Source organism: Variovorax sp. OK212 (genome assembly GCF_900112425.1).
Lineage (GTDB): Bacteria > Pseudomonadota > Gammaproteobacteria > Burkholderiales > Burkholderiaceae_C > Variovorax.
In genome coordinates, this window is record NZ_FOLP01000028.1 from 1 (window position 1) to 26,209 (window position 26,209).

A 26,209-nucleotide genomic window follows, 5' to 3' on the forward strand; every position below is an offset into this window, starting at 1 on the left:
ATCCACATGGGCATCACCGCCGAGAACGTGGCCGCGCGCTACGGCATCACGCGCGAGCAGATGGACGAACTGGCCGTGACCAGCCAGCAGCGCGCAGCGGCCGCCATTGCCGCGGGCCGCTTCAAGGAGCAGATCGTTGCGGTCGAGGTGAAGACGCGCAAGGGCGTCGTGCTGTTCGACACCGACGAGCACGTGCGCGCCGACACCACCGCCGAGACGCTCGGCAAGATGAAGCCCGCGTTCAAGAAGGACGGCCTCGTGACCGCCGGCAACGCCTCGGGCATCAACGACGGTGCTGCCGCCGTGGTGCTGGCCAGTGGCGAGAGCGTGAAGGCCCGCGGCCTGAAGCCGCTGGCGCGCCTGGTGGGCTACGCGCATGCCGGTGTCGAGCCCGCGTACATGGGCATCGGCCCCGTGCCCGCCACGCGCAAGGTGCTGGAGCGCACCGGCCTGAAGGTTGCCGACTTCGACGTGATCGAGTCGAACGAAGCCTTCGCGGCGCAGGCCTGCGCGGTCATCAAGGAGCTGGGCTTCGACCCGGCCAAGGTGAACCCCAACGGCTCGGGCATTTCGCTGGGCCATCCGGTGGGTGCGACGGGCGCGATCATCACCACCAAGGCGATTGCCGAACTGCACCGCACCGGCGGCCGCTACGCGCTGGTGACGATGTGCATCGGCGGCGGCCAGGGCATTGCCGCCGTCTTCGAGCGCTGGTTCTGAGCCTAGAAAGCGTGTCGGATGCCGAAGTCGTAGCCCACGGCACTCTTCGGCTCGAACCCGCCGGTGGTGATGTAGCTCGGCTGCGGAAAGATCGAAGGCAGGCTCAGCACCAGCGGCGTCACGCCCATCACGGTCGGGTTGCTGTGCGCGTCGCGCATGCGCATGCGCGCCACCGACGCGTAGAGCGCCGTGCGCTTCGACAGGTTGTGCACGTAGCTCAGCGCAATCTTGCTGGTGCTCGCATCGGAGTTGGGCGCATTGGAGCCGCTGTCGAACTTCACGTTGGCGTACGACACGCGAATGAGGCCGACGCCGACCGGCACGGTGACGCCGACCAGGGCCGCGTTGTACCTGTCGCTCACGCGCAGGTTCAGCGCGCCCGGCAGGCGCTGCATGTCGTCCTTCACGCGCGAGAGTTCGCCGAAGAGCTTGGCCGGTCCGAAGTTGTAGGACGCGCCGAGGTTGATCGTCTTGATCACTTCCTTGTACGTCGCCGTGTCGGCCACGGTGCTTTCGCCGTAGGCCAGCGCCACGTCGAACGCGCCGTTGGCCCACCCGCCGCGCGTGCCCAGGTAGCGCCCGCGCTGCCCGGTGGTCGCCGCGGCCGTGGGGCCGAGGCCCTTGGTGTTCTCGGGCAAGGCGTACTGCAGCTGGCCGTAGAAACCGCCGAGGTCCGGCGGCAGGAAGTAGCCGATCGAGTTGCTGGTGCGCAGGTAGCTGTCGGTGCCCGCGGAAAGCCCGCCGTTCAACAGCCCGCCCGTGGCCAGCGCGCGCGAGGCGGCGATGTTGCTGTTCACGACGGCGATGAGGTTGGTGCCCACGCCGTTGACCGTCATCGGGTCGAACACCGCGTCGTTCCAGAACGAGGCCGTGTAGTCGCGGCCCAGGCGCACTTCGCCGAAGGGGCCGCTCAGGCTCAGCGTGGAGCGGCGCCCGAAATTGGTCACGCCGCCGCCCGTGTCGTTGCTCAGCGGTGCCTCAAGCCAGAAGCTCGCGGCCAGGCCGCCGCCCAGGTCCTCGGTGCCGCGAAAGCCCAGGCGGCTCGAGCTCAGGCCGGAAGGCGAAAGCACGGTCTGGCTCTGCGTCACGGTGCGCGCCCCAAGGCTGTTCGCGGCGCCGTAGGTCGCGCTCTTGGTCGCGTAGTGGCTGACGCCCGCGTCCATGACGCCGAACACCGTGATGGACGACTGCGCGCCCGCACTGGCGGCGCAAGCCGAACCCGCAAGAAGAATGAATTTTTTTAGCATGCCCGGTGTCTCCGATGGCTAGTTGTGAAAACCCTTGAGCGGCTCAGCTGAGCTCGCGAATCAGTTCTTCGGCGCGCGGCCATTCACCGAAACCCGAGTTCGGGTTCAGGTGGCCGACGGCGCCGAGCTCGACCAGGCGGCTGCCCCAGCACCGCGCCAGCTCGCGCGCGCGATCGAGGCGGGTGAGCGGGTCGTTGCTGCTGGCCGCGACGATGCTGGGGAACGGCAGCACGGCACGTGGAAGCGGCAGCCAGCCGTTGCTGTCGAGCACGTCGACGGTGGGGTAGCCCGCGGGCATCGGTGTCTCGAGGTCCGCGGGCGCGGCGAGCAGCGCACCGCGGATGTCGAGCGTGTTGCGTGTGCCGAACGTGTATCGCGTGTATCGGCTCATGGCCCAGTGCGCGACCATCATCGCGCCCGCGCTGTGCGCGACGATGACGACGGGCCCCCCGATGTCCTGCAGCGCACGGTCGATGGCGTCGACGCGCGCGGCGCAGCTCAGCTTGTCGTGTTCGAGCGGCGGCACGCTGTGTACCTTGGGCAGCTTCGCCGCGAGCAGCGTCTGCCAGTGATCGGCCACGTGGTCGCGCAGGCCGGGAACGATGAGAACGGTGGGGGTCGTGCTGTTCATGGTGCCGCGGATTCTGTTCGGGACCGTGTTCTCCCGATTGACTTTGCGTGCCACGCACTTACCCTTCGATGCCACCCCGCAGCCCAGGCTTTCGATGTCCTCCTTGGTACGTGCCGCCAGTCTCACCAACTACAGCGAAGTTGCCCGCGCGAGCGGGCTCGACCCGGTGCGCATGCTGCTCGATGCGGGCCTGAGCCCGAGCGTCCTGCGCGAGCCCGACCTCATGATTCCGGTGGAGAGCGTCGCGCTGCTGCTGCAGACATCGGCCACGCAGTCGGGCAACGAGAGCTTCGGGCTGTGCATGGCCGAGCAGCGGTTGCTGTCCAACCTCGGCACGGTCGGCATGCTGATTCGCGACCAGCCGACCCTGCGCGATTCGCTCAACGTGCTGATGCGCTACCAGACGCTGCTCAACGGCTCGTTGTCGCTGATGATCGAAGAGTTCGACGACGTGGTGGTGATCCGCGAAGAGCTCAGGCCGGGCAGCGCGCAGCTGTCGACGCGGCAACGCATCGAGCTGGCGCTGGGCGTGATGCTGCGGCTCATGCGCCAGTTTCTCGGCGCCGAGTGGCAACCCAAGCGCGTGTGCCTGGCACATGCCGCGCCGCGCGACCTGGGCGCGCACCGCCGTCTCATGGGCCGCACCATCGAGTTCGAGCACGACTTCAATTGCATCGTCTGCGCCCCGCGCGACCTCGACGCGCGCAACCCGTGGGCCGACCCCGCCATGGCGCGCTATGCGCAGCAGATGCTCGACGCATCGGCCCGCACACCGGGCGCCGCGGTGCTCGACGACGTGCGCCGGGCCGTGCTGCTGTTGCTGCCGAGCGGGCGTTGCACCATCAAGCAGGTGGCGCAGTACCTTGGCGTGGTGTGCCGCACCGTGCAGCGCCGGCTGGCCGAGCACGGGCAGACCTTCTCGTCGATGGTCAACGACATCCGCAAGGAACTGGCGAGGCGCCATGTGCTGGAGGGCGACCGCCCGCTGGCCGAGGTGGCGAGCCTGCTGGGCTTCTCCGCGCCCAGCGGCCTGTCGCGCTGGTTCCACCATGAGTTCGGCTGCAGCGCCAAGCACAGCCGCGCCGAGCGCCGAAGGGCCGATGCCACAGCCGAGCACCGCGAGGCCGATATGCGACCCGAGCACGGCAAGGCCGGTGTCGCATCCGCGCGGAAATGACGCGTTGATTCCGCAAGACCTGGTCCTCAAGGTGACGCCGCCGCGCGTGCAGCGCCACGTCGTCGCGCGCGGCCGGCTGTCGTCGGCCGCCGATGCGCTGCGCGATGCCGCCGCGCTGATGGTGCGCGCGCCCGCCGGCACGGGAAAGACCTCGCTGCTGGCGCAGTGGCGCCTGGAGCAGCTGGGGCTGGGCGTGCCGGTCGCATGGGTGAGCGCGCAGGCCGTCGACGACCCGGACCGGCTCGCGCAGAGCCTGGCCCTGTCGCTGCGCATTGCGATGGCGCGGCCCGCCTTCGGGCGCAGCGTGCTGGAGGACGACAGGCCCGGCAACCTCGCGGGCATGACGGCGCTGCTGGCCGAGCTGGCGCAGTCCGCCGCGAACGTGGTGCTGGTCGTCGACGAGGTCGACCGGCTGCCCGCCGCCTCGCGCGCCGCACTGGCCTACCTGCTGCGCAACGCACCGCTCAACGTGCGCGTCTTCATGGCGGCGCGGCCCGACGGGCAGCTCGACATCGACGACCTCATTGCTTATGGCCAGTGCGTGGAGATCGGCGCGGCGCAGCTCGGGTTCAGCCTCGAGGAGACCTTGCAGCTGGTGCAGGCGCGGTTCGGCGCGCGCGTCGGCCGCGACACCGCCGCACGGCTGCATGCGCTCACCGAAGGCTGGCCGCTGGGCCTGCAGCTGGCGATGAGCATCGTGGGGCGCGGCGCCGACACGGGCGCCGACATGAACACCGCCATTGCCGGGCTCGGTGCGGCGGGCGGCGCACTCCAGGGGGAACTCGTGGGCCTGCTGCTGGCCGACATGGAGGCGGCAGACCGCGACTTTCTCGTGCGCGTGTCGGTGCTGGAGCTGCTGCATCCCGCGCTGTGCCGCGCGATGGCCGGCGTCGACGACGCGCCCGCGCGGCTCACGCGGCTCGCCAGCGACACCCCGGTCTTTGCCGCGACGGAGGGCGGTGACTGGCTGCGCATGCACGCGCTGGTGCGCGACGCGTTGCGCCGGCGCTTTGCCGGCCTGGACGAGGCGCAACAGGTCCGCGTGCATGCCGACGCGGCGCAATGGCTGGCCGCGCACGACCTGCTCGACGAAGCCGCACGCCATGCGCTGAGCGCGGGCCAGCACCAGCAGGCCTATGCGCTGGCCGAACGCAGCCTCTACGAATCGCTCATGCGCCATGGCCGGCTGGGCGCGGTGCTCGAATGGCTCGCGCAGCTGCCGGCCGAAGAACTCGACCAGCGCCCGCGCCTGCTGCTGGCGGTCGCGTGGACGCTGGCCTCCAGCGAGCGGCACGAAGAGGCCGCGCGCTTCGTCGCGCGCATCCTCGCGCAACCCGGGGCGAGCGATGCGCTGCGCTGCGAATGCGCGCTGATCCTCGGCGGCGCGGCCGTGTTCGCGGACGATCCCGACCGCTTCGTTGCGTTGCATGCGCCGTGGACCGGCGCGGTGCCGTTGACCGACCCGTTGCTGCTGCAGTCGCATGCCAACCGCATGGCGTACTGCGCGCTGCTCGAGGGCGAGCCCGCGCTGGCGCGCTTGCGGGAGCAGCAGGCCGCGCGCGGCCATGCCGGCCATGCCGGCCATGCAGGCCATGCAGGCCATGCAGGCGGTGTCGACCATGGCACCGACTACATCCGGCGCTGGAGCGAACTGGTCGTCGGGCTGAGCTATGTGTGGGAGGGCCAGGCCCTGCTGGCCGAGCCCTGCCTGCGCAGCGCCGTGGCCAGTGCCGAAGCGCAGCTGGGCCGGCGCCACCGCTTCAGCTGCAACCTGGCCGCGTTGCTGGCGGCGACGGCATGGGCGCGCGACCTCCCGGCCGATGCTTCGGCCCTGCTGGCGGACCGGCTCGACGTGCTGGAACACAGCGGGCTGCCGGAGTCGCTCATGCAGGCCTACCTCACCGCGTCGCGCATGGCGGTGGCTGAGGGTGCCGAGCATCGCGCGCTGGAGCTGCTTGCCGCGCTGGACGCAGCGGGGGCCGCACGCCGGTTGCCGCGCCTGCGCATCGCGAGCTGCGTCGAGCAGGTGCGCGTGCATGCGAGGCGCCATCGCGCACAGACCTGCCGCGAGCTGTGCGACCGCATCGACGCGCACCTGGCCGACCCGGCCGTGCCGCAAGGCCCGCTGTGGCGCCACAGCGCTGGCATGCTGCGCGACGTGGCGCAGGCGTACGAGGCCATTGCCGCTCGCGAATGGCAAGGCGCGCTCGCGCCGCTGGAGCGTGCCGACGAAGCGGCGCGCGCACTGCGCCAGGGCGGCCTGCACATCGAACTGCTGGGGCTGCGCGCGCTGGCGCTGGAGCGCTGCGGGCAGCCGTCGGTCGCGCTGGTCCGCGAGGCGATCGACCTGGCGCGCGCGCTTGGGCTGCAGCGCGTGTTCGCCGATGCGCATCCCGAGCTGGCCGCATGGGTCGACACCCTTGCGGCCGGCGGCGACAAGCCTGCCGCCGCGGCACCGGCTGCCGTGCCCATGCACCCGGCGCCGCCCCCCGCCACCAGCGCCGTGCTCACGCCCAAGGAGCGCGAGGTGCTCGCGCTGCTGGCCCGCAACCTGTCGAACAAGGAGATCGGGCGCGCCATGCAGGCCGGCGAGACCACGATCAAGTGGCACGTGAAGAACCTGTTCGCCAAGCTGGACGCGGGCACGCGCGCGCAGGTGGTGCAGCGCGCGCGCATCCTGGGGCTGCTGGGCGGTCAACACTGAGCGAGGCCCCCTCCCGCAAGGAGGGGGCGGGGAAGGGGGGGGCGGCCTATTCTTTGTCCAGGAGACAAAGACATGATTTCGATGACGACCTCTTCGACAGCTTCTTCGGCAACTTCTTCGGTGGCGCATGGCATCGAGGTCCGCCCGACCACCTGCGCCATCGGCGCGGAACTGCGCAACGTGAGCCTCGCCGAGGCCTCGCGCGACGCCGGGCTGGCGGCGGAGATCCGCGCGCTGCTGGTGAAGCACCGGGTGCTGTTCTTCCGGCACCAGAACATCACGCGCGCCGAGCACGTCGCCTTCGCGCGCCACTTCGGCGAGCTCGAAGACCATCCGGTGATCGGCAGCGACCCCGCGCACCCGGGCCTGGTGCAGATCTACAAGTCGCCCGACAACCCGCCCGACCGCTACGAGAACGCGTGGCACACCGACGGCACCTGGCGCGAGGCGCCCGCCATGGGCTGCGTGCTGCGCTGCGTGGAGTGCCCGCCCGTGGGTGGCGACACCATGTGGGCCAACATGGCGCTGGCCTACGAGCGGCTGCCGCAGCACATCAAGGACCGCATCGCGACGCTGCGTGCGCGGCACAGCATCGAGGCCAGCTTCGGCGCCGCCATGCCGACGGAAAAGCGCCTCGCGCTGAAGGCGCAATACCCCGACGCCGAACACCCCGTGGTGCGCACGCATCCCGACACGGGCGAGAAGATCCTGTTCGTGAACGGCTTCACCACGCACTTCACCAACTTCCACACGCCGTCGAACGTACGCTGCGGGCAGGACAACAACCCCGGTGCGGCGATGCTGCTCGCGTACCTGGTCGGCCAGGCGCAGATTCCTGAATACCAGGTGCGCTGGCGCTGGCAGCCCGACGACGTGGTGATGTGGGACAACCGCGCCACGCAGCACTACGCGGTAATGGACTACCCGCCCTGCCACCGCAAGATGGAGCGCGCCGGCATCGTCGGCGAGGCGACGTACTGAGCGGCCCATCTTTTTTCCCTTCTTCACTTCTTCAACGAGGCCCACGCCATGAATTTTCTCGACGGACACCTGTACCCCGAAAACCAGCAGCCGCTGATCATCACCGCCGCGCCCTATGCGCCGTCGTGGGTGCCTTCCGACTTTCCGGAAGACATCCCGCTCACGATGGCGCAGCAGATCCAGAAGGCGGTCGACTGCTACAACGCCGGCGCCACCGTGCTGCACCTGCATGTGCGCGAACTCGACGGCAAGGGCAGCAAGCGGCTGTCGAAGTTCAACGAACTCATTGCCGGCGTGCGCAAGGCCGTGCCCGAGATGATCATCCAGGTCGGCGGCTCGATCAGCTTCGCGCCAGAGAGCGAAGGCGCGGCCGCCAAATGGCTCAGCGACGACACGCGCCACATGCTGGCCGAGCTGGAGCCGCAGCCCGACCAGGTCACCGTGACCATCAACACCTCGCAGATGAACGTGGTCGAGCACTGGGAAGACGCGGACATCCGCGGCACGTCGATGGAAGACCCGGAGGTCTACAAGGCCTACAAGGAAATGACCGTGCCGGCGCAGCCCGGCTGGGCCGAGGAACACATTCGCCGCCTCAACAAGGCCGGCATCCAGAGCGCGTTCCAGTGCTACAACATCAACAGCTTCGAATCGGTCGAGCGGCTGATGCGCCGGGGCATCTACAAGGGCCCGCTGGTAATGAACTGGGTGGCCATCGGCGGCGGCATGGACGCGCCGAACATCTACAGCTTCGCGAACTTCGTGCGCGCGGTGCCCGACGGCGCGGTGCTCACGGTGGAAAGCTCCATGCGCAACGTGCTGCCGGTGAACATGATGGGCATCGCGATGGGCCTGCACGTGCGCTGCGGCATCGAGGACAACCTGTGGAACCAGTCGCGCAGCGCGAAGATGGGCACGGTCGCACAGGTCGAGCAGCTGGTGCGCATCTCGCGCGAGTTCGGCCGCCCCATCGCCACGGCGCAGCAGGCGCGCGAGATCTCCAAGATCGGCGTGTTCTACGAGACCACCGAGGAATCGCTGCTGGCCAACGGCTTCGCGGCCAACCGCAACGGCGGCCAGCAAGGCTACCTGCGCAAGGCGGCCTGAGCCTGGCATGAACGCCCGCGACAGCTACCTCATCGGACCGCGCCAGGCCTGGTTCGCCTTTGCCATGACCTGCGGGCTGATGCTGTTCGACTACATCGACCGGCAGGTCATCGTGTCGCTCTTTCCGCACCTGAAGCAGGAGTGGGGGCTGTCCGACAAGCAGCTCGGCGCGCTGGCCTCGGTGGTGTCGGTGACGGTGGCGCTCGCGGGCATTCCGGTCGCGCTGGCCGCCGACCGGTTCAGCCGCGTGAAGAGCATCGTGTGCATGGCGCTGATCTGGAGCATGGCGTCCATCTCGTGCATGTTCAGCCGCAACTACACGCAGCTGCTGGGGGCGCGCGCCGTGGTCGGTCTGGGCGAGGCCGGCTACGGGTCGGTGGGCACGGCGCTGATCGCCAGCCACTTTCCGATGCGCATGCGCGGCACGGTGCTCGCGGTGTTCTTCTCGTGCGCGTCGGTGGGGTCGGTGCTGGGCGTGGTGCTCGGTGGCGTCATCGCGGCCCGTTGGGGTTGGCGGGCGGCGTTCGGCGTGGTGGGCGTGCCGGGACTGTTGCTGGCGCTGCTGTACCTCAAGGTGCGCGACTACGACACGGTGCCGCTGGCGGCCGGCGGCGCCGCAGCAGGCCATGGCAGCCTGCGCGGCGCGATGAAGCTGCTGGCCCATGTGCCGACCCTGTTCTGGGTCTGCGTTGCAGCGCCGGCGCAGGTCGTGCTCGTCTCCGCCGTGTGGGCCTGGTTGCCGAGCTACCTGAACCGTGTCGACGGCCTCGCGCCGGAGCAGGCGGCCCTGCGCGCGGCGCTGGTCGTGCTGTGCGGTGCGGCGGGCGCCGTGGTGTGGGGCGCAGTGGCCGATCGCGCCGGGCTTTGGCGTGCGAGCGCCAAGCTGCAGGTGACGGCGCTGCTGTGCCTCGTTTCCGCCGCGGTGCTGGGCTTTGCGTTCGGTGCATCGCGCTTCGGCATCGTGCTCGCGCCGCAGGTGCAGTTCGCGGTCATCGCGCTCGGCGGCTTCTTCATGACCTGCCAGGCGGGCGTGGTGGCGGCGGTGGTGATGGACGTGGTGCACCCCGGTGTGCGCTCGACGGGTGCGTCGGTGCTGTCGCTCGCGCAGAACCTGCTGGGCCTGGCCGCGGGGCCGTTCATCGCGGGCTGGATTTCCGACGCCTGGTCGCTGCAGGCCGCGTTGGCGGTGATGCCGGTCTTCGGCGTGCTGGCTGCCGGCCTTTTCATGGTGGCTGCGCGTGGCTACGAGCGCGATGTGTCGCGGGCGGCCTTGCAGGGTTAGGCCTGCACCGGGCCGGGCCGGGCCGGTACGCGGTGCTCGACGGCGTCTGGATATCCGTGATCGATCAGCGTCGATTTCTCTCCAACGCCGCACGCCCGAGTTCGGTGATGCGTATCACCAGTGCTTGATTGCTGCACTCTTGGGCATCTCCACAAGCAGGAGCGCCGCTGAGCGTCGCTTCGACGAATCCTGCAGCCATGAGCACGGCGATGCTGTTGATCGCGTTCGGGTCTTCCACGCGCAAGGGAAACGCAGAGTGCTCGAGCGATCGAAGACAGTCCAGCGGCATGTGCTTCTGCGGAGTAGCGGTGGAACCTCGCATCGCCACGTGTCGCGCGATGGCCTCGTGGCCCTGGTCGGTGATGCACAGGACGACAGCCTCGGCTGCCGGCCAATGTCGGCCTTGGGCATTCGCTGGAGCCGGGTTCGTCGCCTCCACCAGACCGGCCGCCTTGAGCATGGACACGAGCCGGGTTTCCTGCGGTGTCGAAACAGCGAGCGGCAGCGACTTGCCCTGGAGCCAAATCAGATACGGGATCGGTTCCATCTCGTCACTTCCCCTTGTCGGCGCTGCTGGCGCCACCCCGCGTCAACCGCATCCTGCGATTGCTCCTCGTCTGAATGTCGTCGCGGGTTTGCGCACAGCCTCCGTCTTGTCTCAGGCCTCCAGCGGCTGCGCGCCGGCGGAAATCCAGGCTTGCAAAGTTTGAAGGGACTGGCTTCTTGTGCGGTTCACGGCCTTTCCATGCTTGCGCGATAGAAAGTCATGCCCCACCTCGGTGATCCGGTGAACCCGTGCGCTGCGCTCGCCGGCCATCGGCGCCTGGCGCGGCAAGGTCTCGATGGTCGCATCGACAAGTCCTGCCCTGGCAAGCGCCTCGACACTGTCGACCACGCTGTGTTCCGTGACGGAGATCGGCAGGCTGCAGTACTCGATCAGGCGGAGGTACTCGAGCGCGAGCGTGTTCCCCCCGGGGAGGGGCAATCCGCCATGCGTTGCATGGCCCGTGGCGGCCGTGATTTCAGCCTTGCCCGCATCCGTGATCGATTGGACGAGCGCTGCTTCGATTCTTTGAAAAGCCTTGTCCGGCGCGCCGGAGAGCGCCAGCGTGGCCTCGATGAGACCGGTCGCCTTGAGCAACGAGATCTGCTTCAGATCCGCTGGAGAAGTGACGGTGACAGGCAGCTGACCATGGTGGAGCTTGATCAGGTAGTCCAGTGGCATTCGCTCTGCTCCTCGAAGTCGCGCGAGCCGGTTGGCTTCCTCATTCGCTCCTCGCTTTTCGGCGTCAGAAAATGTAATACTTTAGTAGTTCACAAACCATTCAGATTCATCTATTTTTGCCAGGAGTTGATGGGGTCCTGGTCATGCGGTGGATTCCGTTCGGAACAGGTTCAGCTTGGCCATGCACATTGCACCGCCGTGACCACCACGAGCGGCGGCGCGAGCGCAAAAGCGTCGTCCGCTTGGAACATGCCAGGTCGTGAAGTTGAGGTGAACGACTTAAGCGCACGGAGAAGGTATGCAGCGCTTGTTCAGATGCAATGCATCGGTGGAAAGAAGCTGGTCAAGATCCCTCGCTAAGATGCCCGACGAAACAGCATTCAGGGTGGAAATCCGATGAGCCGGCATCAGGCAAGCAAGGAAAGAAGGGCAGGCAAGGCACACAGCGCACACAAGGGGAACGCCGCAACCGCCGCTTCGCCAGCGAGTGCAAGCCCGACCGGCGGCTCGGCCATCGAGGTGTTCCTGGCCTTCCTGAAACTCGGCCTGACCTCGTTCGGCGGCCCCGTTGCGCACCTTGGCTACTTCCGCACCGAGTTCGTCGACCGCCGCGCGTGGCTGGACGACAAGAGCTATGCGGACCTGGTTGCGCTGTGCCAGTTCCTGCCGGGTCCGGCGAGCAGCCAGGTGGGCATTGCGCTCGGGCTCGGGCGGGCGGGGTGGCTGGGCGCGCTGTGCGCATGGGCCGGGTTCACGCTTCCCTCCGCCATCGCCCTCATCCTGTTTGCACTGGGCGTCGCCCGGTGGTCCGCGCTGGCGCAGTCGGGTGCGGTCCATGGTCTGAAGATCGTCGCGGTCGCCGTCGTCGCGCAGGCGGTCTGGGGAATGGCCAGGACGCTCTGCCCGGACCGCACGCGGGCGGGTGTCGCCGTCGTTGCCGCGTTGCTGGTGCTTGCCGTTCCTTCGGTGACGGGGCAGGTCGCTGCCATCGTCGCGGGCGGCGTTGCCGGGCGATGGGCGGTGCAGATCGGCCATCTGCCGGTCGCCGTGCACCGAGACTACGGCGTGAGCAGGCGGACAGGCGCGGCGATGCTGCTGCTGTTCGCGCTCCTGCTCGTGCTGCTGCCGCCGCTGGCCGCTGCGGTCGGCATGCCGGCGCTGTCGGTCGTCTCGTCCTTCTACCAATCGGGTGCGCTCGTGTTCGGCGGGGGGCACGTGGTGCTGCCGCTGCTGCAGGCCAGCGTGGTGCCCAACGGGTTGCTCGGCAACGACGCGTTCCTCGCCGGCTACGGCGCAGCGCAGGCCGTGCCCGGCCCGTTGTTCACCTTCGCGGCCTACCTTGGCGCGGCGATGACGGGCACCTTGGGCGGATGGATTGGTGGCTTGACGCTTCTTGTCGCCATCTTCGTTCCCGCCTTCCTGATGGTGGTCGGCGCGCTGCCGTTCTGGGAGGTCCTGCGCCGGCGCGACGGCGTGCAGCGTGCGATGGCCGGAATCAACGCGGCCGTGGTCGGTGTCCTGGCGGCCGCGCTGTACGACCCGGTGTGGACCAGCGCGATCCATTCGCGGGCCGATTTCGGTCTTGCGCTGGGCGCTTTCGGCTTGCTGGTGTACGGGCGGCAGTCGCCCGTGCTGGTCGTCGCGCTCGCGGCGCTCGCGGGCTGGCTGCTCGCGCTCTGAGACCGGGCAGGACTTTCGACGCATCGTGGCCAAGCCCGAATTCGCCGAGCACCTGCAGGACCTCGGCTCCGAGCCGTCGGCCATGAGCTGCCAGTTGCCGACGACGGACCGGGCCTTGCCCGTACCATGGGCGGATTTGCACATGAAACCGTTCGAGCGCAGCCGCCCGCGCAGCCTGAGCGCCGGCGTCGTCGATGCATTGGGCAGGCGGATCCGGATCGGCCCGCTGCGCGCGGGCGACAAGCTGCCGACCGAGGCGGCGATCATGCAGGAGTTCGGCGTGAGCCGAACGGTGGTGCGGGAGGCACTGTCGAAGCTGCAGGCCGCCGGCATGGTCCGGCCGCAGCGGGGTGTGGGCACCTTCGTCGTGGGCGCGTCGCGGGCCAGGCCGTTTCGCGTCGACAGCAGCCCCGACGACAGCCTCGAGCAGGCGATTGCGCTGATCGAGCTGCGCATCGGGCTGGAGACCGAGGCTGCGGCGCTGGCGGCGCAACGCCGCAGCGCCGACGAGCTGGCCTCTTTGAAGCGCGCGCTCGACGCCTTCAACGCCGCGATGGACCAGGACATGGACACGGCCTTTCCCGACTTCCAGTTCCACCTTGAAATTGCGCGCATCTCGCACAGCCCGCATTTCTCCGCGATCCTGGAGGCGCTGAGCCCCACCTGCGTGCCGACCGCGTTCCTCATCGCCGTGGGCGGCGAGAAGCAGAGCGCGGTGTGGATGAACCAGGCGCGCCACGAGCACTGGTGCATCTTCCAGGCCATCGAGCAGCAGGACGCACAAGCCGCGCGTGCGGCCATGCGGCTCCACCTGACCAACGGAAAGGAACGGCGGCGCGCCTGCGAGCCACCGCAGGGGCCGGCCTTCTCTTCCGCTGACTAAAGGGCCTTTAAAGGGCCTTGCCTGAAAGGCCCTTGCCGAGACTGTCGCGCAGCTGTCGGCGAAGCACCTTGCCGGTGGCGGTGCGCGGCAGCTGGTCGATCAGGTGGATCTCGTCGGGCTGCTTCAGGCGGCCCAGGCGTTCCTTGTTGTGCGCGCGCACGCGCGCCAGCAGGGCCACCAGCGCATCGGGGTCGTGCGCCGCGTCGCGTGCCGGCACGATGAAGGCTACGGGCCGTTCGCCGAAGCGCTCGTCCGCCGCACCCACCACGCTGCACTCCCACACGCCGGGCACCTCGAGCATGGCGGCCTCGATTTCCTGCGGGTAGATGTTGACGCCGCCCGAGATGATCATGTCGTCCTGCCGGTCGGTGAGAAACAGCCAGCCTTCGTCGTCGACGTGGCCCATGTCGCCGAAGGTCTGCCAGCCCTGCGCGTGCGTGCGGCTCAGCGTCTTCTCCGGCGCCTTGTGGTACGCGAAGGGCTTGAGGCCCGAGAAGTACACGACGCCGGTCTGCCCGGGCTGCAGTTCGCCGCCGTCGGCATCGACGATGTGCACCACGCCCTTGCGCGCGCGGCCCACGGAGCCGGGCTTGCGCAGCGCCTCGACCGAGTCGATCAGCGTCAGGCCGACGCCTTCGCTGCCCGAGTAGTACTCGAGCAGGATCGGGCCCCACCAATCGATCATTGCGCGCTTCAACGCGGGCGGGCAGGGCGCGGCGCCGTGCACGGCGATGCGGTGCGCGGGTGCGCGCAAGGCGGCGCGGCGCTCGGCCGGCAGTGCCAGCAGCCGCTGGAACATCGAAGGCACCCATTGGCTGTGCGTGATGCCTTCGTGCTCGATCAGCCGCAGCGCCTCCTCGGCGTCGAAGCGCTCCATCACGAAGACGGTGCCGCCGCCGGCAGTGACGGCCAGCGCCACGCGCAGCGGTGCCGCGTGGTACAGCGGCGCGGTCGACAGGTAGCGAACGTCGTCGCCGCCCACCTGGAACAGGTCGAGCAGGTCGGCAGCAAAAGGCGGCGTGCCGCGCCACTCGGGCGGCAGCAGCGGGCGGATCACGCCCTTGGGCGCACCGGTCGTGCCCGAGGTGTACATCATCAGCGCGCCCGGCGGCTCGTCGGCGTGCGGGGCGGGCGAGGCCGCGTCCAGCAGCGGCTCGAGCGCAGAGAAGCCGTCGACGGCGCCGCCCAAAGACAACCAGTGCACCGGCCGCGCGACGGCGCCGGGCAGCGCAGCAATCAGTTCCCTGAGCGATGCATCGACCAGCACCGCCTTCGCGTCGCAGTCTTCCACCAGGTACTGCAGCTCCGGCGGCGCGAGCGCTGTCGACATGGGCGTGAGGTACAGGCCCGAGCGCCATGCAGCCCAGGCGGCGGCCAGCCCCTCGGGCCGGTTGCTCAGCAGCGTGGCTACATGGTCGCCGCGCACCAGCCCGAGCCGGCGGAACACGCCGGCGCAGCGATTGGCCAGCGCCTCCAGTTCACCGTAGCTGAGCTGCACGTCGCCACAGACGATGGCGGGGCGGTCGGGGGCCTTGCGGGCATGCAGGCGCAGGTCCAGCACCGGCGCGGAAAGACTCGACACACTCACTCCTTCTTCAGCAGGCCGAGCCGCGCGAGCGTCGCGCGTTCGGAGGCGACCGTGCGGCGTGCAAAGGCCTCGTACTCGGCCGGGTTCATGGGAATCATCGGCAGCATGAAACGCGCGTAGACGGACTTCACGGTCGGGTCGTCCAGCGACGCGCGAAAGGCGTCGTGCAGCGTGCGGACCACCGACGCGTCGGTGCCGCGCGGCGCGCCGATGCCGAAGGGCGACTCGTTCACGATGTCCACGCCCGATTCGCGCAGCGTCGGCACGTCGGGAAACGCCGCGGCACGCTTGGCGCCCAGCGTGGCCAGCACGCGCAGCTTGCCCGACTGCACATGCGGCGCGAATTCGGTGGTGCCGCTCATCACCGAGATCTGCCCGCCGAGCAGCGCGGCCAGCGCCTCGTTCGAGCCCTTGTACGGCACGGCCGTGAACTGCACCCCGGTCTTCTGCGCCAGCTCTTCCACCGCGAGGTGCGGTGTGGAGCCGATGCCGGCGTGGCCGTAGCTCACTTCGCCCGGGTGCTGGCTCGCGTGGTCGATCAGCTCGGCCAGGCTGTGGAACGGGGCATCGGCCTTCACGGCCAGCCCGAACACGAAGCCGCCGAGGCCGGCCACGTAGGCAATGTCGCGCAGCGGGTCGAAGGCCATCTTCTGCATCAGCGGCATGCGGAAGGTGGCCAGCGGCAGCAACGCCACCGTGTGGCCGTCGGGCCTGGCGGAAGCGAGCGCCAGGCCGCCCAGCGAGCCGCCGGCACCGGCCTTGTTCTCCACCACCACCGCCACGCCGAGCCGGCGCCCGACCGCCTCGGCCATGGCGCGGCAGACCACGTCGGTGGAGCCGCCCACCACCGAGGGCGCGATCAGCGTGATCGGCCGCGACGGGAAGCCCTGCGCGCGCACGGTGTCGAAAGGCAGCGCCGATGCCAGCGCCACGGCGCCGAGAAAACTTCTCCTGCGGGTCATGCGACGGTGCCGCTCAGCCAGCGCTGCGTTGCGCCTTTTCCTGCTCCGCGCGTCCGCGCACGATGCGCTTGGCCTCGGCCCAGTCCTCGGGCGTCATGGCGTTCATCTCGGCGAAGGTGCTGGGGGCCGCCAGGTGGTGACCGCCGTCGATGGCGATGTTCTGCCCCGTGATGTAGTCGCAGCCGTCCGACTGCAGGAACATCAGCAGGTTGCACAGCTCGTTCATCTTGCCGAAGCGGCCCATGGGCACCTTCTCGGAAGAGGCCGCGCCCACGTTGGCCTTGGGGATCGGCGCGAGCTTCTCCCATGCGCTCTCGGTGGGGAAGGGGCCGGGCGCCACCGCGTTCACGCGGATGTTGTGCTGTCCCCATTCCACGGCCAGCGACATCGTCATGGCGTGCACGGCCGTCTTCGCCATCACGGAGGGCAGCACGTAGGGCGAACCCGTCCACACCCAGGTCACCAGCATGCTCACCACCGAGCCGGGCAGGCCCTGCGCGATCCAGCGGCGCCCGCAGGCCAGCGTGGCGTAGAGCGCACCGTCCATCACGGTGGAGCGCACGGCCTCGAAGCCGCGCGGGCTGATCTCGATCGACGGCGAGATGAAGTTGGCCGCGGCGTTGTTCACCAGGCCGGTGAGCGCTCCGCCTTCCCAGATCTTCTCGACCATGGCCTCCATCTGCTCGGCGCTGCGCACGTCGCAGATGTGGTGCTCCACCGTGCCGCCGTGCGCGGCCTGCGCGCGCAGCTCGGCCACGGCCTCCTGCAGCACGCCTTCGCGCCGCCCGCAGATGTGCACGGACGCGCCGTGCGCCACGAAGGCGCGTGCCAGCTCCTTGCCCAGGCCGGTGCCGCCGCCGGTGATGAGAATGCGCTTGCCCTTCAGGGCGTCGTCGCGGATCGGTCCGCTGGCCATCGTCGTCATGGGTCGTTCCTTCGAATGCCGGGGCGTGCGCGCCTCAGGCGGGGTTGATGCCGGCAACGCCGTTGTAGCGGTCGCCGCCCTTCTGGTAGCTGGAGAACATCTGGCGCCCGATGATGTGCTTCATCACCTCGATCGAGCCGCCCGCGATCTTCACGATGCGCGCGTCGGCGTAGGCCCGCGCGATCGGATATTCCCACATGTAGCCCCAGCCGCCGAACAGCTGCAGGCACTCGTCGACGATCTTGCAGTGCGTGTTCGACAGCCACATCTTGGCCATGGCCGCGTCGACCGCGTCGAGCTCGCCCTGCATGAAACTCTCGATGCACTTGTCTGTGAACTGGCGGCCCACCACGGCCTCGGTCTTGAGCTCGGCGAGCTTGAACTGCGTGTTCTGGAAGTCGCCGATGGTCTTGCCGAAGGCCTTGCGGTTGGCCACGTAGTCGACCGTCCACTCCACCACCGTCTCGGCCACCGTGGCCGAGCGGATGGCCTGGGCCAGGCGCTCCTGCGCGAGCTTGGTCATCATCAGTTCGAAGCCGCGGCCTTCCTCGCCGAGCATGGCCGAGGCCGGCACGCGCACCTCGTCGAAGAACAGCTCCGACGTGTCCTGGCCCTTCATGCCGAGCTTCTGCAGGTTCTTGCCGCGGCGAAAACCCGGCAGGCTGGTGTCGACCAGGAACAGCGTGACGCCCTTGGCGCCGGCCGTGGAGTCGGTCTTGGTGGCCAGCACGATCACGTCGCACAGCTGCCCGTTGGAGATGAACACCTTCTGCCCGGAGATCACGAAGTCGTCGCCATCGCGAACCGCCTTGGTGCGGATCGCCTTCAGGTCGGAGCCGGCGTGGGGCTCGGTCATGCCGAGCGAGCCGATCGCCTCGCCGCGCACCATCTTCGGCAGCCACTGCTTCTTCTGCGCCTCGGTGCCGAAAGACTTCACGTAGGTGGCCACCAGGTCGCAATGGATCATGAAGCCCGGGCCGGTGTAGCCCGAGCGCGCCATTTCCTCGAACACCACCACGTCGAACAGGTAGTCGGCGCCGGCGCCGCCGTATTCCTCGGGGATGGTGCAGCAGAGCATGCCCGCCGCGCCGGCCTTGCGCCAGAGCTCGCGCGGCACGATGCCTTCGCTTTCCCACGCCGCGTGGTGGGGCGCAATCTCGTTTTCGATGAACTTTCGCACCATGTCGCGGAAGGCATCGTGCTCCTCGCTGAAGAGTCCGCGTTTGATCACATTGTTTCCTTCACAAGGGAAGTCGCTACTGCGGTCAGTACGACTTGGGCAGGTCCAGCACCTTCTCGGCGATGAACGACAGGATGAGCTGCTCGGTGATGGGCGCGATGCGCGTGATGGTCACCTCGCGCAGCAAGCGCTCGACGTGGTATTCCTTGGCGTAGCCGAAGCCGCCGTGCGTGAGCACCGCCTGCAGCGCCGAGTCGTAGCCCGCGCGCGCGCCCAGGAACTTGGCCGTGTTGGCCTCCGCGCCGCAGGGCCGGTGGTTGTCGTAGAGCCAGGCGCCCTTCATGGTCATCGCCCAGGCCGCTTCCAGCGCCATCCAGCGCTCGGCCAGCGGATGCTGGATGCCCTGGTTCTGGCCGATGGGGCGGTCGAACACCACGCGGTCGCGCGCGTACCGCGTGGCGCGGCGCAATGCGTCCTGGCCGATGGCAATGGCCTCGGCCGCCACCAGCAGCCGCTCGGGGTTCAGGCTGTGCAGGATGTAGCTGAAGCCCTTGCCTTCCTCGCCGACACGGTCCGCGTCGGGAATGAACAGGCCGTCGATGAAGATGGCGTTGGAGTCCACCGCCTTGCGGCCCATCTTCGGGATGCGGCGCACCTCGATCTTGCTGCGGTCCAGGTCGGTGTAGAAGATGGTGATGCCGTCGGTCGGTCGCTTGCAGTCTTCCAGCTTGGTCGTGCGCGTGAGCAGCATGATCTTGTTGGCGACCTGCGCGGTCGAGGTCCACACCTTCTGGCCGTGCACCACGTAGCCGCCCGGCACCTTCTCGGCGAAGGTCTTGATGGCGGTGGTGTTCAGCCCCGCGTCGGGCTCGGTGAAGCCGAAGCAACATTGGTCCTTGCCCTCGACCAGGCGCGGCAGCCAGCGCTTGCGCTGGTCCTCGGTGCCGAAGACCACGATGGGGTGCGGCCCGAACAGGTTGATGTGCACCGTCGATGCGGCCGCCATCGCGCCGCCGTGGCTCGCCACCTCGTGCAACATGATCACCGCCTCGGTCACGCCCAGGCCGGCGCCGCCGTACTCCTGCGGCATGGTGATGCCGAGCCAGCCTGCATCGGCCATGGCGCGGTGAAAGGCCTTGGGGAACTCGCCGTCGTCGTCGCGGGCGAGCCAGTATTCGTCGTCGAACGACCTCACCACGGCGCCGACGCCGTCGCGAATGGCCGTGTGGTCCTCGGGGATCGAGAAGTCCATTGCAGATGTCTCCGTTGCTTGAAGGGGCGAGTGGGCGAAGGCGCGCTGCGCTTCAGCCTTCGAGGCCGAGCGTGCGGCGCGCCTGTTTCAGATGGGGCATGTCGAGCATCGCGCCGTCGAGGCCGACGGTGCCCGCATCGGGCTGGGCCGCGAAGGCCTCGACCACGCGGCGCGCGTGGGCCAGTTCGGCCTCGCTCGGCGAGAAGGCCTCGTTGATCACCGCGACCTGGTCGGGGTGGATGGCGATGCGGCCGGCAAAGCCGCGGCGGCGCGACACGGCGCACGAAGCCACGAGGCCGGCCGCGTCGCGGAAGTCGGCGTAGAGCGTGTCGATGGCCGGCACGCCCGCGGCGGCCGCGGCGCACAGGCACATCGAGTTGGCCAGCGTGTACAGCGGCGACAGGCTGCCGTCCGCGTCGCGGTTCGAGATGGCGCCGATGGCCGCCGACAGGTCTTCGGCGCCCCAGGTGATGCCGGCGAGCCGCGGCACGTCGCGCGTGTAGCTGGCCATGGTGAGCATGGCCTGTGCGGTTTCGGTGGCCACCGGCACGATGCGCACCGTGCCCGGCGCGATGCCGGCGCGGGCCTCGAGTGCATCGAGGCAGAAGGCGACGCGGCGGATGTCGTCGGCGCTGCGCGTCTTCGGCAGCATGATGCCGGCCAGCCCGGGCACCACCACGGCGGCGAGGTCCTGCATGGCCAGGCCGGAGTCGAGCGGGTTGATGCGCACGTACAGCTGCGTCTGCAGGCGCGCCGCGTGCTCGGCGATGAAGGCGGTGGCGCTGCCGCGCGCCGCGGCCTTGTGCGCGGGCGCCACGGCGTCTTCCAGGTCGAGGATCAGCGCGTCGGCGGGGCTGCCCAGCCCCTTGGCGAGCTTGCGTTCGCTGTCGGCCGGCACGAAGAGCATCGAGCGCAGGGCCATCACGCGGCCTCCGGCTTGCGCAGCATCAGGGCCTGGCGCCGCAGCGTGGCCACTTCTTCGTCGCGCTGGTTGAAGCCCTGGTGCAGGAAGGTCACGATGCCGGCGTTGGGCCGCGACTTGCTCGCGCGCACCTCGAGCACCGTGGTGCGCGAGCGCAGCGTGTCGCCGGCGAACACCGGCGCGGGAAAGCGCACGTCGGTCATGCCCAGGTTGGCCACCGTGGTGCCCAGCGTGGTGTCCTGCACCGACAGGCCGATGACCAGCCCGAGCGTGAAGATGCTGTTCATCAGCGGCTTTGCGAACTCGGTACCTTTGGCGTACTCTGCGTCGATGTGGATGGCCGCCGGGTTGCAGGTGGCGTTGCTGAACCACATGTTGTCCGACTCGAGCACAGTGCGCCGTATCTCATGATCGAAACGCTGTTCGACCACGAATTCCTCGAACCATTTTCCAGCCATCGACTCGTCTCCTGTGCTGTGTCGTTGAGCGTATGGATGTACATCATACGCATGTGTACTATAGCGGATTTGAACCAGCGGCATACCGTCCGCACCCCCGGAGAAACCCACATGTCCCAGCGCGTCAACAGACAGGTTCTTCTTGCTTCGCGGCCCCCCGGCATTCCGCAGGCGGAACACTTCGAGATCGTCACGAGCCCGGTGCCGGAGCTGCAGCCCGGCGAGGTGCTGGTGCGCAACATCTACCTCTCGGTGGAGCCCGCAATGAGGGGCTGGGTGGCCGCGGTGGCGAACTACTCGGAGCCGGTGGCCATCGGCGCGGTCATGCGCTCTTTTGCGGCGGGGCGCATCGAGGCATCGCGCGACCCGGCGTTGCCTGTCGGCACCAAGGTGACAGGCCTCTTCGGCTGGCAGGACTACGCGGTGGTGCAGGGCACGGCGATCGAACGGCGCGTGGAGGAAGACGACCTGCCGCTGTCTACCTCGCTCGGCGTGATGGGCATCAACGGCGTGACGGCGCACTTCGGCCTGCTGGAACTCGGCCAGCCTAAGGCTGGCGAGACCGTCGTGGTCTCTACGGCCGCGGGTGCCGTGGGCTCGTGCGTCGGGCAGATCGCCAGGATCCACGGTTGCCGCACCGTGGGCATTGCCGGAGGGCCCGACAAGCGCGCGCTGTGCGTCGAACGCTTCGGCTTCGATGCGGCCGTCGACTACAAGACCGACGACTTTGCCGAGCAGCTCGCGAAGGCTTGCGAAGGCGGTGTCGATGTGTACTACGACAACACCGCTGGCGCCATCAGCGACGCGGTGATGGCGCACCTCAACGTCGGTGCGCGCATTGTCGTGTGCGGCACGGCATCGGTCGCAAGCTGGAACCCCGCGCCGCAGGGCCCGCGCGTGGAACGCCACCTGCTGGTGAAGCGCGCGCGCATGCAGGGCTTCGTGATCTTCGACCATGCCGACCGCTATCCCGCGGCCCGCCGCGATCTGGCGCAATGGCTGCGCGAAGGCAAGCTGGTGTACCTCGAGGAGGTGCTCGACGGCATCGCGCACGCGCCCGACGCCGTCGCGGGGCTCTACCGCGGCGAGAACCTCGGCAAGCGCCTCATTCGCCTCACGGACGACTGAAGAGCATCAGAAAAGATTCAGGCGCGTTGCGGCATGCCCGGCAGCCGCAGCGCCTGGTCGCCGTCGGACTCGGCCAGCAGCGGGCCGCGGCGGAAGACGCCGCTCACGCGCAACACGGTCTCGCCATCGGCCTGCACCAACCCTTGCGAGAACACGAGGTTGCGCGTGACCTTCAGCACGTCGGCGCGGCCCTGCACCCAGCTGCCCAGCGGAGCGATGGCGAGGAAGTCGGTCTGCAGGCTGATCGTCGGCAGGAACTGGCGCGGAATGTCGGTCTGGTACTGCGCCGCCGTCGACACCAGGATGTCCGCGAAGGTGCACAGCATGCCGCCGTGGCAGCCTTGCCCCGGGTTGACATGCTTCGGCCCCACGCGAAACCCGAGCAGCAGGTGGTCGTCGGCCCAGCGGGCGAACAGCGGGCCGTTGTGCACCGCGAACGCACCGCCCAGTTCGACCGGTTCGAAGCCTTCCGGCGCGGCAGCAGTCTGTGGATTCATGAGCTGAGGCGGTTCAGGCGGTGCGCCGCATCGCGGCCCATGCCGCTTGCAAAGGGTCGCGGTGTTCGGGGGCGGCGATGGCGATCAGCGCCTCAGCGCGCGCGTCGAGCGAGAGCCCGCGCAGTTCGGCCACGCCGTGTTCGGTGACCACCGCGTCGGCCAGGTAGCGCGGCAGCGTGCACAGGCTCTGGTCGGTCAGCGACGGCACGATGCGCGACACGGTGCCCTTGCGCGCGGTGGCCGCCAGGCAGATCAGCAGCCGCCCGCCGCGCGAGGCGAGCGCGCCTTGCGCAAAGACGGGCAGGCCGCCGGCACCGGCCTGGATGACGCCGCCCGCGCGCTCCGCGTTGACCTGCCCGAAGAGGTCGACCTCGATCGCCGAGTTGATCGCCACGAAGCGGGGAATGGCCGCGATCACCGCCGTGTTGTGCGTGTGCAAGACGTCGCGGATCGCCAGCGAAGGCAGGTCGGCCGCGAAGTGGTGGAAGGCGGTGTCGCCCAGCACCACGCCGGTGGTGATGGGCGCACTGCGGTCGAGCGCACCGGCCTCCCACAGCACGCGAAGCGCGCTCGACACCAGCCCGCCATGAAAGCGCAACCGCCGGTGCGATGCCAGCGCCCGCCCGAGCGCCAGCGGCACCGAGCCGATGCCGAACTGCAGCGTGTCGCCGTCGCGCACCAGCGTGGCGGCATGCGCGCCGATGCGCAGTTCCGTTTCGCCAGCGGCCGGGTCGGTGAAGCTGGCCAGTGGCGCATCGGCCTCCACGGCCACGTCGATCTTCGACACGTGCACCCGAAAGCCGCCCTGCGTGCGCGGCATGCGCGGATTGATGTGCGCCACGCGCTTGCCCGCGCGCGACCACACCAGCGGAAGAAAGTCGCCCGTGAGGCCGGGGCTGCACCAGCCTTCGGCATCGGGCGGGGTGAGCTGCGCAATGGCCACGTCGGGCGGCGGGCTCTCCCGCAGGTGGCGGGCGAGGCCCACGTAGTCGAGGCTCAGCAACTCGGCGCGGCGCTCGGCCATGCCCGCGCGCACCGAGGGCGACATGAAGAAAGCCTGCTGGCGCGCCAGCGGGTGCACCGCAAGGTAGTCGGTGCGGTCGATGCCGGGGAACTGCACGCCGGTGAAAGTGACGTCGCGCGCGCGCTCCGGGTCGGCCTGCAGCTCCTGCTGCAGCAGCGCTGATTCGTTGCTCAGCGTGGGCACGAACACACGCAGGCCGGGCTGGAGCGCGTCGATGAGGCGGGCAGAGGTCATGCGGCGCCCCGGCGCTCGACGCGGGCGGTGCCCGTCATGAGTTCGCTGCCGTCGGTGGCCAGCGCGCTGAGCGTGTAGATGCCGCAGGCGCCTTCGGTGCCCGTCAGCGTGCCGGTGAACCGCACGGTGTCGCCGAGCTTCGCGACACCGGTGAAGCGGGTCTGCAGCGCGCGCACGCTGCCGGGGCCGAAGTGGCTGCTGCACAGCCGCGCGGCGTACGCCATCGTCAGCATGCCGTGCACCACCGGGCGGTCGAAGCCCGCGGCCTGCGCGGTGGCAAGGTCCAGGTGCAGCGGGTTGTGGTCGCCCGAGGCGGCCGCGAACAGCGCCAGGTCGACCGCGCTCACGGGGCCGCAGTTCAGCGTGATCTGCGCGGGATAGGGTGTGTGCGCGGTCATGCGGAGGCCGCGGGGTTCAGGGTATTGCGCACCAGGATCGTCTGGCGACTCGTGGCGACCGGTCCGGCGGCGGCACGGTAGTGCGTGTCGACCACGATGAAGGTGAAGGCGCCTTCCTTCTTGTCGTAGATATCGCTCACGGTGCGGCTGACCTCGATGCGGTCGCCCGCGTGCACCGGCGCCAGGCATTCGAAGGACTGCTCGGCATGCAGCACGCCGCGCAGCGGCACGTCGAGCAGCCTCATGAGTTGCGCGCTGCTGAAGTGCTCGCCCTCGATCGCCTTCAGGAACGTGGGCGGCACCGGGCAGGCCGGGTGGCCGGCCGCTTGCGCGGCCACCGGGTCCCAGTAGACCGGATCGGTCTCGCCGGTGGCCTGGCAGAACAGCTTGACGCGCCAGGCATCGACGTCCACCAGCGTTGGGGGCGTCGTGAAGCCGACGCGGCTGCGGTCGGTCATGCCGCGGCCCGCGCCAGCACGGGTTGCAGCGTGGCCCAGGCCGCGCGCGCGTCGGCGTCGAAGGTCGGCACCAGCGTGTCGCGCTCGGCCCAGGCCTGCGTGAGCGGCCCGCCGGTCCACGCCGGTGTCACGCCTGCAAGGCAGGCTGCGACGTCGAGGAAGGCCGGGTCGCCCGCGTTGGGGCGCGCCGCATACCGCACGGCCGCCTGAACTTGGGCGGCCGCCAGCGTGCCTCGCAGGCCCTGCAGCACACTGCCGTGGCCGCGGGTGCGCCAGGGCAGCGACCACAGCCGGGCCGCAAGGCTGGCGATGGCAGCAGCCGCCGCATCGTCGGCACCCACGATCTCCAGCACGCGGCCGTACGGCCCGGCCGGCGACAGCACCGCAACGGGCACGCCGTCGTCGCCGGCGGACGCAGGCTCGTCGAGCACGCGCAGCGCCACCTGCGTGTGCCGGCCCTGCGTGTCGACCAGCTCGAGCGTGTCGGGCGGCAGCGTGGAGTCGGGCGCCTGCGGCAGCTTCACCTTGGCGAGCGCATCGGTCCACGCGCGCCGCGACGCTCCGATGGCGCCGACGCCGATGCGCTCGATGCGCACGCCTTCGGGCGCGGCCAGTTCGCGCTCGGCCCGCAGCCGCTCGAGGAACAGCGTGCGCACCATGTTGCCCGCCACCGGGTTGAACATGAGCCGCAGGAACTGTGTCATCTCGACGTCGGTGGCTTCGGCGAGCGGCAGGCGCGCGCCCTTGAGCACGCTGTCGACGATCGCGCTGTAGGCCGGGTAGAGCGCGAAGTCCGCCTCCGCGACGCCGTGGCGCAGCGCGATGCCGCGCGCCGTGTCTTCGCTCCACGCCGGCACGTCGGCCTGTGCCAGGCGGGAGAATTTCGCCTGCGCGTCGCAGGTCTGGCCGTGCATGGCGCGTGCCGCGGCCTTGGCCTCGTCGAGCAGCTGCGCCACAGGAACCTGTCGCGCGAAGATGCCGAGCCGAACGGCGTCGGCGGGGTTGATCGAACGGCCGCTCAGCAGCAGGTCGATGCCCGCCTCGAAGCCGGCAAGGCGCGGCAGCCGCTGCGTGCCGCCCGCGCCGGGCAGCAGGCCCCAGCGCACCTCGGGCACGCCGAGCTGGGTGCGCGGGTCGTCCGTCACCAGCCGCACGCGGCAGGCCAGCGCAAGCTCGAGCCCGCCGCCGAGCGCGATGCCGTTGACGGCCGCCACCCAGGGCTTGGCGGAGGCCTCGAGGCGCACGAACTGCCGGCCCAGCCGGCCGCACAGCGCGAACATCTCGTCGTGCGTGCCACGGCGCGCGCGCTCGGTGAAGCCGCGCACCATCACCAGGTCGGCACCGGCCAGGAAGGTCGGCTTGGCCGAGGTGACGACCACGCTGCGCACCGCGTCGTCGCTTTCGGCGCGGTCCATCAGCGCGTCGAGCGCGTCCATCAGTTCGGTGGAAAAGACGTTCATCGAACGCCCCGGCATGTCGATGGTGGCGACGAGCACGCCGTCGGCATCGAGCGCGGTCTGGATCAGCGTGGGTTCCACGTGGCGGT

25 protein-coding genes are annotated in these 26,209 nt (G+C 69.5%); 9 read left to right on the forward strand and 16 right to left on the reverse strand.

The genetic code is table 11. The features are described from left to right. Positions 1–720, forward strand: a 720-nt coding sequence (locus BM004_RS36665; protein WP_143120477.1) for an acetyl-CoA C-acyltransferase, incomplete at its 5' end; no start/stop codon positions are given. Between the two features lie 2 nt (positions 721–722). Here BM004_RS36665 and BM004_RS36670 read toward each other — a convergent pair. Both BM004_RS36670 and BM004_RS36675 read right to left on the reverse strand, forming a co-directional pair. Further along, on the reverse strand, positions 723–1,967 hold the full coding sequence (locus BM004_RS36670; protein ID WP_093221305.1) for a porin: 1,245 nt from the start codon (positions 1,965–1,967) through the stop codon (positions 723–725). Between the two features lie 43 nt (positions 1,968–2,010). Further along, positions 2,011–2,598 carry an RBBP9/YdeN family alpha/beta hydrolase gene (locus tag BM004_RS36675; RefSeq protein ID WP_093221307.1) on the reverse strand — a complete coding sequence of 196 codons (588 nt, stop codon included), beginning with the start codon at positions 2,596–2,598 and terminating at the stop codon, positions 2,011–2,013. Positions 2,599–2,692: 94 nt separating this feature from the next. Here BM004_RS36675 and BM004_RS36680 point away from each other — a divergent pair, with 94 nt between their 5' ends. The 5 genes from BM004_RS36680 to BM004_RS36700 all read left to right on the forward strand — a co-directional run bounded on the left by BM004_RS36680 (position 2,693) and on the right by BM004_RS36700 (position 9,849). Continuing rightward, a complete protein-coding gene (locus BM004_RS36680; protein WP_093221308.1) occupies positions 2,693–3,775 on the forward strand; it encodes an AraC family transcriptional regulator in 1,083 nt (360 codons plus the stop codon). 4 nt (positions 3,776–3,779) lie between these two features. Next, positions 3,780–6,479: a winged helix-turn-helix domain-containing protein gene (locus tag BM004_RS36685; RefSeq protein WP_256220233.1), complete on the forward strand. Its 2,700-nt coding sequence runs from the start codon at positions 3,780–3,782 to the stop codon at positions 6,477–6,479. Positions 6,480–6,560: 81 nt separating this feature from the next. After that, positions 6,561–7,460, forward strand: coding sequence for a TauD/TfdA dioxygenase family protein (locus tag BM004_RS36690; protein ID WP_371271207.1), 900 nt, complete (start codon positions 6,561–6,563; stop codon positions 7,458–7,460). Between the two features lie 48 nt (positions 7,461–7,508). Beyond that, positions 7,509–8,567, forward strand: coding sequence for a beta-keto acid cleavage family enzyme (locus BM004_RS36695; protein ID WP_093129190.1), 1,059 nt, complete (start codon positions 7,509–7,511; stop codon positions 8,565–8,567). Between the two features lie 7 nt (positions 8,568–8,574). Continuing rightward, positions 8,575–9,849, forward strand: a complete 1,275-nt coding sequence (locus tag BM004_RS36700; protein ID WP_093129191.1) for an MFS transporter — start codon at positions 8,575–8,577, stop codon at positions 9,847–9,849. A gap of 64 nt (positions 9,850–9,913) precedes the next feature. Here BM004_RS36700 and BM004_RS36705 read toward each other — a convergent pair whose 3' ends face one another. Both BM004_RS36705 and BM004_RS36710 read right to left on the reverse strand, forming a co-directional pair. Beyond that, entirely contained in the window at positions 9,914–10,396 is a 483-nt protein-coding gene (locus BM004_RS36705; RefSeq protein WP_093221311.1) for a hypothetical protein, read from the reverse strand. A gap of 111 nt (positions 10,397–10,507) precedes the next feature. Further along, the gene (locus BM004_RS36710) at positions 10,508–11,074 is read right to left on the reverse strand and encodes a hypothetical protein (protein WP_093221313.1); all 567 of its coding nucleotides are present in this window, start codon (positions 11,072–11,074) and stop codon (positions 10,508–10,510) included. Positions 11,075–11,470: 396 nt separating this feature from the next. Between BM004_RS36710 and chrA the strand changes: the two genes are divergently transcribed. Together chrA and BM004_RS36720 are read left to right on the forward strand one after the other, a co-directional pair. Then, positions 11,471–12,754, forward strand: a complete 1,284-nt coding sequence (gene chrA / locus BM004_RS36715) for a chromate efflux transporter (RefSeq protein ID WP_093221314.1) — start codon at positions 11,471–11,473, stop codon at positions 12,752–12,754. A 25-nt stretch (positions 12,755–12,779) separates the two neighbouring features. Beyond that, entirely contained in the window at positions 12,780–13,637 is an 858-nt protein-coding gene (locus BM004_RS36720) for a FadR/GntR family transcriptional regulator (RefSeq protein ID WP_256220234.1), read from the forward strand. Between the two features lie 7 nt (positions 13,638–13,644). Here the strand turns inward: BM004_RS36720 and BM004_RS36725 are convergent, their stop codons facing one another. The 7 genes from BM004_RS36725 to BM004_RS36755 are packed head-to-tail and all read right to left on the reverse strand — an operon-like array spanning position 13,645 to position 20,924. Then, a complete protein-coding gene (locus tag BM004_RS36725; protein WP_256220235.1) occupies positions 13,645–15,219 on the reverse strand; it encodes an AMP-binding protein in 1,575 nt (524 codons plus the stop codon). Between the two features lie 2 nt (positions 15,220–15,221). Then, positions 15,222–16,187, reverse strand: a complete 966-nt coding sequence (locus BM004_RS36730; protein WP_093221318.1) for a Bug family tripartite tricarboxylate transporter substrate binding protein — start codon at positions 16,185–16,187, stop codon at positions 15,222–15,224. A gap of 13 nt (positions 16,188–16,200) precedes the next feature. Continuing rightward, entirely contained in the window at positions 16,201–17,112 is a 912-nt protein-coding gene (locus tag BM004_RS36735) for an SDR family oxidoreductase (RefSeq protein ID WP_256220236.1), read from the reverse strand. Positions 17,113–17,146: 34 nt separating this feature from the next. Next, positions 17,147–18,343, reverse strand: coding sequence for an acyl-CoA dehydrogenase family protein (locus tag BM004_RS36740; protein WP_093129197.1), 1,197 nt, complete (start codon positions 18,341–18,343; stop codon positions 17,147–17,149). Between the two features lie 34 nt (positions 18,344–18,377). Then, a complete protein-coding gene (locus tag BM004_RS36745) occupies positions 18,378–19,544 on the reverse strand; it encodes an acyl-CoA dehydrogenase family protein (protein WP_093129198.1) in 1,167 nt (388 codons plus the stop codon). A 52-nt stretch (positions 19,545–19,596) separates the two neighbouring features. Then, positions 19,597–20,466 carry an HpcH/HpaI aldolase/citrate lyase family protein gene (locus BM004_RS36750; protein WP_177206747.1) on the reverse strand — a complete coding sequence of 290 codons (870 nt, stop codon included), beginning with the start codon at positions 20,464–20,466 and terminating at the stop codon, positions 19,597–19,599. Beyond that, positions 20,466–20,924 (reverse strand): MaoC family dehydratase, encoded by a 459-nt coding sequence (locus tag BM004_RS36755; RefSeq protein ID WP_093221321.1) that lies wholly within the window; start codon positions 20,922–20,924, stop codon positions 20,466–20,468. The genes BM004_RS36750 and BM004_RS36755 overlap by 1 nt, the downstream gene beginning before the upstream one ends. A 111-nt stretch (positions 20,925–21,035) precedes the next feature. Between BM004_RS36755 and BM004_RS36760 the strand changes: the two genes are divergently transcribed. Further along, positions 21,036–22,052 carry an NADP-dependent oxidoreductase gene (locus BM004_RS36760; RefSeq protein WP_093221323.1) on the forward strand — a complete coding sequence of 339 codons (1,017 nt, stop codon included), beginning with the start codon at positions 21,036–21,038 and terminating at the stop codon, positions 22,050–22,052. A gap of 17 nt (positions 22,053–22,069) precedes the next feature. Here BM004_RS36760 and BM004_RS36765 read toward each other — a convergent pair whose 3' ends face one another. From BM004_RS36765 to BM004_RS36785, 5 genes are read right to left on the reverse strand one after another with little or no spacing between them, the layout of a single operon-like run. Beyond that, positions 22,070–22,549 (reverse strand): PaaI family thioesterase, encoded by a 480-nt coding sequence (locus BM004_RS36765; RefSeq protein ID WP_093129202.1) that lies wholly within the window; start codon positions 22,547–22,549, stop codon positions 22,070–22,072. A 13-nt stretch (positions 22,550–22,562) separates the two neighbouring features. Next, a complete protein-coding gene (locus tag BM004_RS36770) occupies positions 22,563–23,807 on the reverse strand; it encodes an acetyl-CoA hydrolase/transferase family protein (RefSeq protein WP_093221326.1) in 1,245 nt (414 codons plus the stop codon). Further along, positions 23,804–24,205 carry a MaoC family dehydratase gene (locus BM004_RS36775; RefSeq protein ID WP_093221328.1) on the reverse strand — a complete coding sequence of 134 codons (402 nt, stop codon included), beginning with the start codon at positions 24,203–24,205 and terminating at the stop codon, positions 23,804–23,806. Before BM004_RS36775 ends, BM004_RS36770 begins: the two co-directional genes overlap by 4 nt. Then, on the reverse strand, positions 24,202–24,663 hold the full coding sequence (locus BM004_RS36780) for a MaoC family dehydratase N-terminal domain-containing protein (RefSeq protein ID WP_093221331.1): 462 nt from the start codon (positions 24,661–24,663) through the stop codon (positions 24,202–24,204). The genes BM004_RS36775 and BM004_RS36780 overlap by 4 nt, the downstream gene beginning before the upstream one ends. Beyond that, positions 24,660–26,201 (reverse strand): enoyl-CoA hydratase-related protein, encoded by a 1,542-nt coding sequence (locus BM004_RS36785; protein WP_093221333.1) that lies wholly within the window; start codon positions 26,199–26,201, stop codon positions 24,660–24,662. The genes BM004_RS36780 and BM004_RS36785 overlap by 4 nt, the downstream gene beginning before the upstream one ends. Positions 26,202–26,209 lie beyond the last annotated feature (8 nt).

Bases quoted from the DNA above. Each gene is read 5' to 3' on its own strand.
- BM004_RS36765 (WP_093129202.1), bottom strand. From the start codon at position 22,549: ATGAATCCACAGACTGCTGCCGCGCCGGAAGGCTTCGAACCGGTCGAA.
- BM004_RS36780 (WP_093221331.1), bottom strand. From the start codon at position 24,663: ATGACCGACCGCAGCCGCGTCGGCTTCACGACGCCCCCAACGCTGGTG.
- BM004_RS36755 (WP_093221321.1), bottom strand. From the start codon at position 20,924: ATGGCTGGAAAATGGTTCGAGGAATTCGTGGTCGAACAGCGTTTCGAT.
- BM004_RS36700 (WP_093129191.1), top strand. From the start codon at position 8,575: ATGAACGCCCGCGACAGCTACCTCATCGGACCGCGCCAGGCCTGGTTC.
- BM004_RS36670 (WP_093221305.1), bottom strand. From the start codon at position 1,967: ATGCTAAAAAAATTCATTCTTCTTGCGGGTTCGGCTTGCGCCGCCAGT.
- BM004_RS36760 (WP_093221323.1), top strand. From the start codon at position 21,036: ATGTCCCAGCGCGTCAACAGACAGGTTCTTCTTGCTTCGCGGCCCCCC.
- BM004_RS36770 (WP_093221326.1), bottom strand. From the start codon at position 23,807: ATGACCTCTGCCCGCCTCATCGACGCGCTCCAGCCCGGCCTGCGTGTG.
- BM004_RS36690 (WP_371271207.1), top strand. From the start codon at position 6,561: ATGACGACCTCTTCGACAGCTTCTTCGGCAACTTCTTCGGTGGCGCAT.
- BM004_RS36710 (WP_093221313.1), bottom strand. From the start codon at position 11,074: ATGCCACTGGACTACCTGATCAAGCTCCACCATGGTCAGCTGCCTGTC.
- chrA (WP_093221314.1), top strand. From the start codon at position 11,471: ATGAGCCGGCATCAGGCAAGCAAGGAAAGAAGGGCAGGCAAGGCACAC.
- BM004_RS36775 (WP_093221328.1), bottom strand. From the start codon at position 24,205: ATGACCGCGCACACACCCTATCCCGCGCAGATCACGCTGAACTGCGGC.
- BM004_RS36675 (WP_093221307.1), bottom strand. From the start codon at position 2,598: ATGAACAGCACGACCCCCACCGTTCTCATCGTTCCCGGCCTGCGCGAC.
- BM004_RS36695 (WP_093129190.1), top strand. From the start codon at position 7,509: ATGAATTTTCTCGACGGACACCTGTACCCCGAAAACCAGCAGCCGCTG.
- BM004_RS36705 (WP_093221311.1), bottom strand. From the start codon at position 10,396: ATGGAACCGATCCCGTATCTGATTTGGCTCCAGGGCAAGTCGCTGCCG.
- BM004_RS36750 (WP_177206747.1), bottom strand. From the start codon at position 20,466: ATGGCCCTGCGCTCGATGCTCTTCGTGCCGGCCGACAGCGAACGCAAG.
- BM004_RS36735 (WP_256220236.1), bottom strand. From the start codon at position 17,112: ATGACGACGATGGCCAGCGGACCGATCCGCGACGACGCCCTGAAGGGC.
- BM004_RS36730 (WP_093221318.1), bottom strand. From the start codon at position 16,187: ATGACCCGCAGGAGAAGTTTTCTCGGCGCCGTGGCGCTGGCATCGGCG.
- BM004_RS36745 (WP_093129198.1), bottom strand. From the start codon at position 19,544: ATGGACTTCTCGATCCCCGAGGACCACACGGCCATTCGCGACGGCGTC.
- BM004_RS36680 (WP_093221308.1), top strand. From the start codon at position 2,693: ATGTCCTCCTTGGTACGTGCCGCCAGTCTCACCAACTACAGCGAAGTT.